The following is a 12,662-nucleotide window of genomic DNA, read 5'->3' as shown; positions in this document are numbered from 1 at the left end:
AGCGGTGTGGCGTTGTACGTGTGCTCGATGCTGGTGTCATCCGTCTTGGCGGCGGTGCTTGAGGAGGGCTTCAACTCCCACCGGGGTGGCGTGGGGCAGCCAGGAGTAGAGCACGTGGGGGTTGAGGATGCGCTCGGTTGCAAGGGCGCACGCTCCGACGAGGGAGTCGTCAGTACCTCCCATCCGGATGCGTAGACGCGCTGCCGTGACCGGTAGGACCCTCTGGCTCATTGACTGGGTGACGACGGTGCGCACGTAGTCCCCGGCGATGGCGATGTCACCGCCGAGGATGACCTCTCCCGGGTTGTAGGTGGTGGCGAGGACGGCGAGCACAGTGGCAAGCTTGTCTGCTGCCTCGGTGACGATACGACGGCACACTCGGTCACCTTGTGCGACCCCGCGGAAGACGTCGCGATCATGGATGACGTTGCGCTCACTCATGACCTCACGCAAGTAGGGGGAGGAACGCAGGGCCTGCGCAGTGGAGGCAGTGGCCTCCATGGCGCCCCCCGAGACGTGGGTCTCAAGGCAGCCGCGCCGGCCGCAGCGGCACCGTGAGCCTCCTGCGCCGGAGATCTGGATGTGGGCGATCTCCCCGGAGGCCGCGCCGACGCCGCGGTGGACCTGTTCGGAGGAGACGATCCCCATTCCCAGTCCCAGGGAGAGGCGGATGTAGAGCAGGTCCTTCGGAGCGCCGATGCGCGTGGAGGCTGCCAAGGCAAGGGTATTGACCTCGTCGTCGACCCAGACGCTCAGGCCGAGTGCCTGGGTCAGGCGGGAACGAATGGGGAAACCGGTCCAGTCGGAGTCGCCGTCAGCCGCCCCGGTGACAGGGGGGACGATGCTGCCGTCACGAAAGTCGACGGGGATGGGCAGTGAGACCCCAACGGTCCAGGGACCGGGAAGGTCGGGACGGCAGTGGCGTAGCTCCTCCAGGTGGTGCTGGGCGGAGGCGAGCACGGTGTGGGGCCCGTCCAGGAGTCCCTCATCCCAGGTCGCGCGCTCGACAACTGTGCCCCCCAGTGTCATGAGTGCTGCGGTGGAGCGCCGGTAGGACACGGCGAGAACCAGGACGGTGGCGACATCGGGATTGAATCGCCACATCTGAGGGGCGCGCCCTCCGGTGGATACACCGCGTCCTGCGGGAACGAGCACCCCGATCTCGGTCAGGGTCTGCAACCGCCGGTCAACGGCGTTGCGCCCCATGGTCAGGGTCTCGGCGAGGTCGGCGCGGGTCAGGCCGGAGGGGTAGCGGCGGGTCTCGCGGATGATCTCCGCGAGCTGGGTGACATGGACGAATGAGATGCCGCGTGTGGTGGCGGGTGGGGGCGTCTCGTGGGCGGTCACATTGTGAGTGTACGTGTCTTGTGGGGCAAGAAGCTGACTCCATATGCACCTGACGTGCAAAAGTAGCGACCTGAATGCTTGCTGTGCACTCTGACGGTGCGTTGACTGAAGGAAGAACGCCGCGAGGGCAGGTGACATTGATGTCCGCCCTCGGGAGTTCCGGGCACAGCAGCCCGCCTCTCACACCACAGAAAGGCCTGTCATGGCGTCCCAGTCAGTGACCGCACCGCGCAAGGGTGGCCAGGTCCCCCTGAAGGAGAAGGTCTCCTTCGCCTTTGCCGAGTTCGGCTCCCAGTTCATCTGGACCACCGTCGGCTCCTACCTGCTGGCGTTCTACACCGACGTCGCACTGATCGCTCCCGTCGTCGCAGGCAACATCCTGTTGATCGCCCGTATCCTCGACGGGGTCCAGGACCTTGCCTTCGGCTACGTCGCCGAACGTACCAACTCGCGCTGGGGCCGTTTCCGCCCCTACGTCATCTTCGGTGCTCCGGTCCTGTCCATCACCATGGTCCTGGCCTTCTGGATGCCTTTCCACGGCACCAGCGCGAAGGTCGTCTGGGCGGGCGTGACCTACGTGCTGCTCTGCTTCGCCTACACCGTGGCCAACATGGCCTACGGCTCCCTGGCCGGCGTCATGACCACTGACTCTGGTGAGCGTGTCACGCTCAACTGGATCCGCGCGCAGGGATCAACTGTCGCCCAGCTCATCCTCAACGTGGGCACCCCGTTGCTGCTGGTCTACTTCGCCGGCCAGGCTGCGGGGGAGAAGGGGTACGACTCCCGCTCCTTCATCATCACGATGAGCCTGTATGCCCTCATCGCCCTGCCGATGTTCCTCATCACCGGATTCACAGTGCGTGAGCGCATCACCCTGACGCCGGAGCAGAAGAAAGTCAGCTTCCTGGACACCGTCAAGGCCGTGGTGACCAACGGTCAGCTCATGATCGTCTTCCTCTTCCTCCTGCTCAACCTCGTGGGCCTGTTCGGGCGCATCGGCGTCATGTTCTTCTACTGCGTCAACGTGCTGGGAAGCCCGGTCCTCATGGCACCGGTCATGCTGGCCTTCTCGATCGGCAACATGGTGGGGCAGCTGGTCTTCCCTCCCTTTGCGCTCAAGGTCGGTAAGCGCACCATGATCGTCACCTCTCTCGTCCTGTCAGCGGTCTTCCTCATGGCGATCTTCGTGGTCGGTGACTCGATGGGGATGGCGGTGCTCTACGTCCTGCAGTTCTGCTACGGCGCCTCAGGTTTCGCGGCCCCGGTCGCCCTGTCCATGGTTCCTGACGCCGTCGACTACTACGAGCTCAAGACCGGTATCCGCGCTGACGGCACCTCCTACGCCGCAGTCTCCCTGGCTACCAAGATCGCCTCGGCCATCGGTGGCGCCTTCACCCTGTACATCATGGGCTTCTTCGGCTACGACGGCGCCGCCCAGCAGCAGACGGCACAGGCCATCAACGGCATCAATATCGCCGCCAACCTCATGCCTGCCGCCTTCGCGCTGGTCGCCGTCATCCCGCTGTTCTTCTGGAAGCTGTCCACCAGGCGCATGGAGGAGGTCTCCGCCGAGCTCGACGCCGTACGCGCCGTCCGTGCTGAGCAGCTCGAGCACACTCAGGACTAAGTCACGTACCCCCGCGTGCCGGGCTGAGGTGACAGGCAGGTCCCTCAGCCCGGCATCCCGTACCCTTCCCGTTTCCGCACCGCCCCCGCACCCCTCAGGAGCCCACCGTGCCACCTTCACCCTCCGACCAGCTGACCGACTCCCAGCGCAGCCGCGTGGAGGAGATCCTCGCCGCCCTCACCTGGGAGGAGAAGCTGAACCAGGTCCAGATCACCTTCAAGATGAGCCAGGAGGAGTGCCTGGAGGCGGCCCGGTCAGGCATTGGTGCCCTGTTCTGGCCAGGCGACGCTGCCACGACCAACGCCGTCCAGCGCGCCGCCGTCGAGGAGTCCCAGCACGGCATCCCGCTGCTCATCGGCCTGGACGTCATTCACGGCCAACGCACCACCTTCCCCACGTCACTGGCCATGGCCGCTACGTTCACCCCCGAGGTCGCCCGCACCTGCGCCCAGGTCAGCGGGGCCGAGGCCCGATCCGGCGGAGTGACCTGGACCTTCTCGCCCATGGTGGACATCTCCCGGGACCCGCGCTGGGGGCGTGTCGCGGAGGGATTCGGGGAGGACCCGCTGCTCACTGGTGCCATGGGGGTAGCCATGGTGGAGGGCTACCAGCACGAGCGCCTGGACGAGCCCGGCACACTGGTGGCCACGGCCAAGCACTTCATCGGCTACGGCGCCGCTGAGGGGGGACGTGACTACAACACCGTCGACATGTCCGATCAGCGCCTGCGCGCCACCTACCTGCCGCCCTTCGAGGCCGTCGTTGACGCGGGCGCCGGATCCGTCATGGCCTCCTTCAACACGATCAACGGACGCCCCGTCCACGCCAACCACCGCCTGCTTACTGACCTGCTCAAGGACGGGCTCGGCTTCACGGGCGTCGTCGTCGGGGACGCCAGCGGCGTCGAGAACCTCGTGCCCCACGGCATCGTCAACGACCTCGCAGAAGCCGCCACCACCTCACTGCTCGCCGGACTCGACGTCGAGATGGGCGCCCACCTCTATGACCCCGTCACGCGTCCGGACGCTCCCGCCCTGCTGGACCCGGACGATCCGGATCTGGTGGCCCGCGTCGATGACGCCGTACGCCGGGTCCTCGCCCTCAAGATGGCGCTCGGGCTCTTCGACAACCCCTATGTGGACGCCGGTGCCGAGATCACTGCTCCCACGGCCGCGCACCTGGAGGCGGCGCGACGGGCCGCCGAGCGCGCTCCCGTCCTGCTGACCAATGACGGCACCCTGCCCTTGCGCCCGGGACTGCGCCGCATCGTGCTCGCGGGCCCGGGCGCCACCAGCACGGACCACCTGGGCGCGTGGGTCCAGCACTTCGCGGCCTCGCCGACGATGAGCCTGGCCGACACGCTGCCGGCCGCCCTGGCGGCCAGCGCCGAGGCCGCAGGCACTGAGCCGCCCGAGGTGAAGGTCCTCGGCGGAGGAGACCCCCTGGCTGTCTCGCCCTACGAGATTAAGGAGCTCAGCGATGCCGCGGCGGGCGCTGACGTCGTCGTCCTGGTGCTTGAGGAGCCGAGCCAGCTGACGGGGGAGGCCACCTCCCGGGCGGACCTGCGTGTACCTGGAGGCCAGGAGGACCTTGTCCACGCCGCTGTGGCCACCGGTACGCCGGTGGTGGTGGTCCTGGTGAGCGGCCGCCCGCTCGTGACCGAGGACTGGATCGAGGAGCCTGCCGCGGTGCTGGCCACCTGGCACCTGGGGACCACCGCGCCCGAGGTCATCGCTGACCTCCTCACCGGTGCCGTCAGCCCTTCGGGCCGTCTCCCCATGACCTTCCCCCGGTCGGTGGGACAGCTCCCGGCCGCCTATGACGCCCACGAGAGCACTGGCCGCCCGGCCACGCGCGGTGGAGAGATGACCAAGCCGGCCTTTGACATGGGTCTGGACGGGCCGGCCAACCTCCAGGAGTTCTTCACCTCCAAGTACCGTGACCTCGAGCTCGGCCCCCGCTTCCGATTCGGCCACGGCCTGAGCTACACACGCTTCAGCTACACCGGTGCCGCCCTGTCTCGCTCAAGCGTCCCCGTCGCTGAGCTGTCCGACGGCGAGGGTGTGGACGTCACCGTCACTGTCACCAACACCGGGGACTGTGACGGCGATGAGGTGGTCCTCCTCTTCACCCGCGATGTCGTCGCCAGTCTCGCCCCCGCCGTGCGCCGCCTCGCCGGCTTCGCCCGCGTGAGCCTCGCTGCCGGACAGTCCACCGAGGTCACCCTGCGCCTGGAGCACCGCCACCTGGCCCTGTGGGACGACGACGGCTCCGGCTGGCGCGTCGAGCCCGGCGACTTCGAGATCCGCCTCGGTGCCGACCCCGACGCCACCCCGCTCACCCTCACCGTCACCGCCTGAGCGCCCCTACCGGCAGACAAGAGAGCCACAATGCCCACTGCACGCATCAACGGCACGACCCGTGACGGCGCTCCCGTCGTCCTCAACGACGCCCCCGAGAAGCTCGGACGCCTGGCGGGCGTCCACGCCGAGCGCGTCCACGTCCTTAACGGCCTGCCGCCGCGAGGCCCTGCCTTCACCGCCGCCCACCAGGCCCAAGCCGACCTCTACGACCGGCCCGTTGAGCCCACCGACCTGCCCGAGGTCGAGCGGCGGGACGAAGTCGCCCCCGGACCCCACGGCGAGGTGCCCGTGCGCATCTACACCCCGTACCGCATGGCCGAGCCCGATGCCGAGGGCCGGCGCGGCGCCGTCGTGTGGATCCACGGGGGCGCGTTCATCTTCGGCGACCTCGACACGGTTGAGGCCGACCACACGGCCGCCCGCCTCGCCGATGCCACGGGGTTACCCGTCATCAGCGTCGGCTATCGGCTTGCCGGCGGTGGCGTGCACCATCCCGTGCCCCATGACGACTGCTGGGCTGCCTACCGGTGGGTGCGCGACGGCGGCCACGGCCTGCCCACCGACCCTGAGCGCGTCGTCGTCGGCGGAGGCTCTGCCGGCGCCTGCCTCGCCGCCTCCGTCGGCCTCCACGGGCGCGACGCCGCCCTCGCCCCCGCGGGGGTCCTGCTCATCTACCCGCTCCTCCACTACCCACTGACCGAGCCGAGCGAGGAGCTCACTGCTGTCCTCGACACCCTGCCGCCGCTCCTCTACGCCGGGCCCGAGGCGAGCCGGGTGCACAACGACGAGCTCATGGCGATCCTCCTCGGCCCCGCCATGACCGACGTCGAGCATCTCGACTACGCCATGCCCGGCAACGCCGACGACCTCACCGGCTACCCGCGCACCTACATCGAGAACTGCGAGTGCGATGAGCTGCGCGCCTCCGGCGAGCGTTTCGCCGCCCAGCTCGCTGAGGCCGGCGTCGACGTCGAGACCCACACTGTGGCCGGCGAGACCCACGGGCACCTGTCCGTCCCCGGGCTGCCCTCCGCCAAGACCACCTGCGCGCACGCCGCCGCCTTCATCACCGACGTCGTCCACTGAGCACACGAGGAATCACCATGAGCACCACTCCCGCCTGGGGCCACAGCATCGAGAACCAGCGCCGCGCCAACCTCGGCGACGGTACCTACCGCAACCCCGTCATGGGCGGTGACTACCCCGACCCGACGGTCCTGCGCGTGGGGGAGCGCTACTACCTCACCTTCTCCTCCTTCGAGTCCAGCCCCGCCCTGGTGCTGTGGCGCTCCGACAACCTCGTTGACTGGGAGCCCGTCGGCCACGCCTGCCCCGAGCCCTGGGGCAGCGTCTTCGCCACCGACCTGGTGGAGCACGAGGGCCGCTTCTACATGTACATCCCCTTCATGCCAACCTCCTGGTCCACGGTGGACGCTCCCACGATCGCCGTCATGTGGGCCGACGATATCGAGGGCGAGTGGCACGGGCCCGTTGACCTCGGCCTGCGTGGCTACATCGACCCCGGTCACGCCGTCGGCGAGGACGGTCAGCGCTACCTCTTCCTCAACGGCGTCGATCGGGTGCGTCTGAGTGATGACGGCCTGGCCACCGCCGGGCCCGTCGAGCACGTCTACGACGGCTGGCACTATCCCGAGGACTGGGTCGTCGAGGCCTACTCCCTCGAGGGCCCCAAGCACGTCGTGCGAGACGGCTGGCACTACCTCGTCTCCGCCGTCGGCGGCACCGCAGGGCCGGCCACGAGCCACATGATTATCGTCGCCCGCTCGCGCAGCATCGACGGGCCCTGGGAGAATATGCCGACCAACCCGCTCGTGCGCTGCACTGACCCCGCCCAGCCCTGGTGGTCGCGCGGGCACGGCACCCTCCTCGAGGGCCCTGGGGGCCAGTGGTACGTCGTCTACCACGCCTACGAGAACGGCGCCCAGGGCCTGGGCCGCCAGATTCTCCTCGAACCCGTCGACTGGACCGATGACGGCTGGCCCGTTGCCCGAGGCGGCGACCTGCGCAAGCCCCTGCCGCTGCCCGGCGGCGGCAGGGAGCAGCGCCCTCACGGCTTTGCGCTCTCCGACGACTTCACCCGGCTCGCCTGGGGCTGGCGCTGGACCTTCGACCAGCCTGGGGCCGACGAGACCGAGCGCGCCGTCCTGACTGACGGCGGTCTCCTGCTCGCGGGCAAGGGCACCGACCCGTCGACCTCCTCACCCATGACCCTGCGGGCGCCGGACCGCTCCTACCGCGTCGAGACCAGCGTCTCGCTCGTCGACGGCAGCTCGACGACCGCCGGACTGCTCCTGTTCTTCAACCACCGTCTCTTCCTCGGCCTTGAGCTCGCCCCCGGCCGGCTTCAGGCCTGGACCGGCGGCACCCGCACCTGGGGGCACGAGCGGCTGGAGGAGCCCGTCACCGCCCTCGACCTGGCGATCGTCAAGCGGGAGCACGTCGTCGACATGTACTACCGCCCGATCGGGGCTGAGGAGTGGGCGCACTACCCCCTGACCCTCGAGTGCTCCGGATACCACGCCAACACCGCCAACGACCTCGTCTCCCTGCGCCCGGCCCTCTTCGCCGCCGGGGACGGCCACGCCCGCTTCAGCCACGTGACCTACCGGGCCCTGTGACACCACCGGTCCCGGGTACCCGGCACAGCCGTCCGGTCTGGGCGTCAGAAACATCCGGTCTCGGCACCGACGACGCACAAGGAGACACGATGACCACCGCTAGCGACCGGGACGACCTGCACCGCCCCGCCACCCGCACGAGCCTGAGCGCCGAGCACCTGGCCCACCCGCCGCGCACCGACCGCCCCGGCATCCGCTGGTGGTGGCAGTCGCCCACGCCCGTCGCCGAGCTCATCGAGGAGCTGCACGCCATTGCCGACGCTGGCTTTGGAGAGGTGGAGATCGCCTTCTCGCCCGGGTTTTGGGCCGATGACGCCCAGCGCGAGGCGCTCGCGGCCGTCCTGGCGGAGGCTGCCCGCCTCGACGTCGGCGTCGCTATGACCCTGGGCGCCGCCTGGCCCCTCCAGACGCCCAACACAGCGAGCGGCACCGAGTACGCAGCCCAGGAGCTGCAGTACGGGGTCAGGTGGATCGACGGCGATCGTCGCAGCCACACCACGCCGGTACCGCTGCCATTTGACGATCCTGGCGGCGTGCGGCCCAGCCGACTGGTTGCCGTCGTCGCCGCACGAGTACACGAGCGAGGACGTGCCCCGCGCGTCGTGCCCTCAGGCAGTCCCTGGGGGCAACCCACAAAAATTGACCCACCCTTGCACTCGACGGTGATTGACGAGGACTCCCTGACCGTCCTGACTCCCGCAGTGCGCACGGAAGGTACCAACGCCGTCGTCACATGGGCTCCCGGGCCGGGACGGTGGGCCGTGACCGCGTTCTGGTCACGAGACAGTGAGCAGGGCGCTGCCAGCTTCCTTGACGCGCGAGCCACCCGTGCGGCGCTGAGCTACCTCGATGAGCACCAGGTCGGTGGCTGCGCCCAGGCCCTCACGGCACCGGGGTCCACCGCCGTGGAGATGTTTGAGGACTCCCTCGAGCTGAATGCCAACTGCCTGTTCTGGGTCCCGGACATGCTCGAGCGCTTTGCCAGCCGCCACGGTGACGACCTCACCCGCTACCTTCCTCTCCTCATGGTGCACGGGCAGTGCCGGTACTGGGTACCGCAGGACGATCCCCGCCCTGACTTTGTGGGCGTCAGGGCAGACGGGAAAGCCAGTGACCTGGGCCGCCGGGTGCGCAGCGACTATGAGCGGCTCCTGACCGATCTCTACGTCAGCGAGCACCTGCACGTCATTCAGGGCTGGGCTCGCGGTCATGGGATGCGCTACAAGGCCCAGGCCGCGTACGGGCAGAACCTGGAGCCGGTGCGGTCCTTCCGGGAGCTGGTGCGCTGCGGCGGGCGTGCGGAGGTGGAGTCCCTCAACTCAGGGGACAGGGTGCCGATGCGCATGGACTTCCCCACGTGGCGGTTCTCCGTGGACTGGCAGCGCTCGTGCATCTCTGGCGCGCACCAGGGCGGGGCGCTGCGTGTCTCCACCGAGCTGGGTGCTCAGATGGACCGGTGCTACGACTTCGGTCTGCCTGACTATCGCCAGATGCTTGACAAGGAGTGGGCACTGGGGGTCACCAAGCCATTCGTGCACGGTTTCGCCTCACAGGCCCCCGACGCGCCCTGGCCCACTCAAGGCCGCTTCGGCACGATCGTCTCCGAGTCGTGGAACCACCGTCATTTCCCCCAGTGGGAGGCGTGGAAGGCGCTGACCGGCTACTGGGCGCGCGGCACCGCCGTCCTCGAGACCGGCACGCCGCGCACCGACGTCGCCGTCTACCGCGACGGCTTCCTCACGACCGCCGCCCGGGGGTCCGCAGACGACGACGCCACCGCCCCCGACCGCCTCATCGACGCCGAGCCGCTCGAGCGCGCCGGCTACGGCGTGCAGGTCCTCGACCCCGTCGGCCTGGCTGAGCCCGGCGTCGTGGGGCAGGACGCCACCGGTACACCCGTCCTCTTCCCCGACGGGCCCGCCTACCGGGCCCTCGTCCTCGAGACCTCGTCACTGACCGCCGACGCCGCCCGTGCGCTCGCCGACGCCGCCGAGGCGGGCCTCGCCGTCGTCGTCGTGGGGCCCCCGCCTGCCCGCGACACCGGGTGGGGCGGGCACGACCGTTCGGCTCAGGTGGCCGACGACGTCGTGCGGGCCCTGGCGGCTGCGCGCACCCGGCGGGTGGCCGACTGGGACGAGGTACCCGCCGCGCTCGCCGACCTGGGCGTGCGCCCGCGCGCCGGCTGGCGGGGGCCGGTCCTCCTGTCCCAGGTGCGTGATGCCGACGAGGGGCGTCTCGTCCTCGTCTACAACCCCGACGCCGACTCCGCCGTGAGCCTCACGCTCGACGTCGAGGGCGAGGGGGCGGCAACCGTCATCGACCTCGACGCCGGGGCCCTGCGGCCGGTGGCAGCCCGAAGCGCCGAGGGACGCACCCTCGTCGACCTTGCCCTCGCCCCGCTCGGCCTGGCCATCGTGCGCGTGGGGGCGCCGGCCCTGGCTGCGGGGGCGCAGCCGCAGGCGCCGGTGCGCGTGGCTGGGGCGCTTGTGGGGACCGGCGCCCGCACCGAGGCGCTGGCACCCTGTGGGCAGGCTCTTGGTCTCGTGTGGGGCGAGCTGGTCGTCACCGCGGAAGAGGAGGCGGGAGCACGCACCCTCACCCTCGACGGCCAGGGCCCCGCCGACTGGCGTGAGGTCCCCGGTCTCACGGACGTCTCCGGCACGGGCCGCTACCGCGCTCGTGTCACCGGGGCGGACGGCGCGCCCGTTGAGGCCGGGCTCCTGGCCGGGGCACGTCTGAGCCTCGGGCGCGTTGGCGGCGTCGCCACGGTGAGCGTGGGCGGGAGCGTGCTCGCCACCGTCCTGCGGCCCGACGACGTTGTGGAGGTCGGCAGCGCGCTCGCGGACGAGGTCGCGGCGGGCCGGGAGCTGGTCATCGAGATCGAGGTACGTACGACCCTGCGCAACGCCACCCTCGCCGCCGACGTGTACATGACCGGCCCGTGGCCCGTGGAGCATCCGAGCGTGCCTCACGGCCTCCTCGGGCCGGTGCGCCTGCTCGTCTGAGCCCGCGAAGGCCGGCCGGTGGTCTCACAGAAGCCCGAGTCTGCGTAGCAGGTGCGGCACGGTGGTCGAGGGGCACGGAGACGACACCGTGGACGATGGTGCTCTTACTGCTCAGCTTCTCGCACGCACTGAGGAAGGGCCGACGGTCCTGCCCGTCATGGTCGACGACGATCCACGCCTCTGTGCATGGAGGTCGCTGAGCGTGTGGGGCGCTGGGCCCGCTTCGCCCCTGAGTGCGAGCCCTCGGCTGCACCGCGAGCTGCGCATCCGCACGATCCGTACTCCCTCGTCGACCTGCTTCGGGTCCGTCGCTGCCTGCCGCTGATGCGGTGACGCGATCACTTCTTATGCACGGTCAGGGCGTAAGTGGGCGGTGAAAGTATTGGGATCGGCCCGCGAGCGTCGATTTAATGAATCCCGTGAGGCGGGGGACACACCCCGCCACGGACGGCCACCGCAGGCCGCCCCAAGGACGAACACAGGAGTTCACCCATGAGTGACAAGCTTCGCGTCGGCATCGTCGGCCTCGGATTCATCGGCACCCAGAAGCACCTGGTGGGCCTCGCCCAGCACAAGGACAAGGCGGAGGTCGTGGCCTTCTGTGACTACGACATCGAGCGTGCCGAGGCCGCCAAGGCCCAGTGGGGCAATGACAGCGCCTACACCACCACCGACTACAAGCGCCTGACCGAGGACCCCGACATCGACGTCATCCACGTGTGCACGTGGAACGCCAACCACTGCGAGATCACCTGCGCGGCCCTGGAGGGAGGTAAGCACGTCCTGGTGGAGAAGCCCATGGCCGTCACCGCTGAGGACGCCCGGCTCATGCGCGACACCGCCAAGCGCGTGGGCAAGAAGCTCTCCGTCGGCTTCCAGTACCGTCAGCGCGAGGAGTACCAGTTCCTCAAGGCCCTGGTGGACGAGGGCAAGTTCGGCGAGATCTACACCGCCAAGGCCCACGCCACCCGTCGTCGCGGCGTGCCGATCTGGGGTGTCTTCACCGACAAGTCCAAGCAGGGCGGTGGCCCTCTCATCGATCTGGGTGGTCACTCGATCGACGTGTGCCTGTGGCTCATGAACAACTACGAGATCGCCTCGGTGACCGGCGTGGTCAACTACAAGCTGGGCGACAAGCCTCAGGGCAACATCGGCGGTGAGTGGGACCCCGCCACCTACGAGGTCGAGGACTCGGCCTTCGGCTTCGTCACCTTCAAGAACGGCGCCTCGCTCTTCGTCGAGGCCTCCTGGGCCCTCAACATCAAGGCGGCTCGCGAAGGCTGCGTCACCCTGTGCGGTACTGAGGCTGGTGCCGAGACCATCCAGGACCCGAGCGGCTCGGCCAACCTCGTCGTCGAGGTCAACCAGATCGAGGGCGGCAAGCAGACCAACACCACCTTCGGCGAGGGAGGCGCCTACTTCTCCGCCGGTGGTGTGGGCGGTGCCCAGAACGGCTTCGCCTACATGGGTGGCCGAGAGGCGGGCCTGTGGCTGGACGCCATCATCAATGACACCGAGCCCTACGTCACGGCTGACCAGGCCGTCGTTGTCACCGAGATCCTGGACGGGATCTACACCTCCGCCGCTCAGGGCGGCAAGCCGGTCTACTTCGACTGAGCTGCGGAGCGCCGTCGTCCTGTCTCAGAGGCGACGACGGCGCCCCGCGCCCCCGGCCTGCCCC

General features: G+C 69.4%; 7 protein-coding genes. 6 read left to right on the top strand and 1 reads right to left on the bottom strand.

The window, feature by feature from the left end:
* Positions 1-36 precede the first annotated feature (36 nt).
* Entirely contained in the window at positions 37-1,347 is a 1,311-nt protein-coding gene (locus tag HRL51_RS10680; protein ID WP_172191760.1) for an ROK family protein, read from the bottom strand.
* Between the two features lie 202 nt (positions 1,348-1,549).
* On the opposite strand from HRL51_RS10680, the gene HRL51_RS10675 reads away from it, so the two are divergent.
* The 6 genes from HRL51_RS10675 (at position 1,550) to HRL51_RS10650 (ending at position 12,598) form a co-directional block, all read left to right on the top strand.
* Positions 1,550-2,974: an MFS transporter gene (locus HRL51_RS10675; RefSeq protein WP_172191758.1), complete on the top strand. Its 1,425-nt coding sequence runs from the start codon at positions 1,550-1,552 to the stop codon at positions 2,972-2,974.
* Between the two features lie 107 nt (positions 2,975-3,081).
* Complete coding sequence (locus HRL51_RS10670) at positions 3,082-5,334, top strand: glycoside hydrolase family 3 N-terminal domain-containing protein (protein ID WP_218957637.1); 2,253 nt, start codon at positions 3,082-3,084, stop codon at positions 5,332-5,334.
* A gap of 30 nt (positions 5,335-5,364) precedes the next feature.
* On the top strand, positions 5,365-6,423 hold the full coding sequence (locus HRL51_RS10665; RefSeq protein WP_172191756.1) for an alpha/beta hydrolase: 1,059 nt from the start codon (positions 5,365-5,367) through the stop codon (positions 6,421-6,423).
* A 17-nt stretch (positions 6,424-6,440) separates the two neighbouring features.
* Positions 6,441-7,976 (top strand): family 43 glycosylhydrolase, encoded by a 1,536-nt coding sequence (locus HRL51_RS10660; RefSeq protein ID WP_172191754.1) that lies wholly within the window; start codon positions 6,441-6,443, stop codon positions 7,974-7,976.
* Positions 7,977-8,065: 89 nt separating this feature from the next.
* Positions 8,066-10,981 (top strand): glycosyl hydrolase, encoded by a 2,916-nt coding sequence (locus HRL51_RS10655; RefSeq protein ID WP_172191752.1) that lies wholly within the window; start codon positions 8,066-8,068, stop codon positions 10,979-10,981.
* 492 nt (positions 10,982-11,473) lie between these two features.
* The gene (locus HRL51_RS10650) at positions 11,474-12,598 is read left to right on the top strand and encodes a Gfo/Idh/MocA family protein (protein ID WP_172119230.1); all 1,125 of its coding nucleotides are present in this window, start codon (positions 11,474-11,476) and stop codon (positions 12,596-12,598) included.
* The last annotated feature ends 64 nt before the right edge of the window (positions 12,599-12,662 follow it).

It is taken from the genome of Actinomyces faecalis (assembly GCF_013184985.2).
In the GTDB taxonomy this organism is placed as follows: Bacteria; Actinomycetota; Actinomycetes; order Actinomycetales; family Actinomycetaceae; genus Actinomyces; species Actinomyces faecalis.
Note: the sequence above shows the minus strand (reverse complement) of the source record. Positions and strands in the feature narration are given on the sequence as shown.

What these genes read in the sequence shown, in the direction of transcription:
- HRL51_RS10650 (WP_172119230.1), top strand. Translation starts at nt 11,474, where the DNA reads ATGAGTGACAAGCTTCGCGTCGGCATCGTCGGCCTCGGATTCATCGGC.
- HRL51_RS10675 (WP_172191758.1), top strand. Translation starts at nt 1,550, where the DNA reads ATGGCGTCCCAGTCAGTGACCGCACCGCGCAAGGGTGGCCAGGTCCCC.
- HRL51_RS10665 (WP_172191756.1), top strand. Translation starts at nt 5,365, where the DNA reads ATGCCCACTGCACGCATCAACGGCACGACCCGTGACGGCGCTCCCGTC.
- HRL51_RS10660 (WP_172191754.1), top strand. Translation starts at nt 6,441, where the DNA reads ATGAGCACCACTCCCGCCTGGGGCCACAGCATCGAGAACCAGCGCCGC.
- HRL51_RS10655 (WP_172191752.1), top strand. Translation starts at nt 8,066, where the DNA reads ATGACCACCGCTAGCGACCGGGACGACCTGCACCGCCCCGCCACCCGC.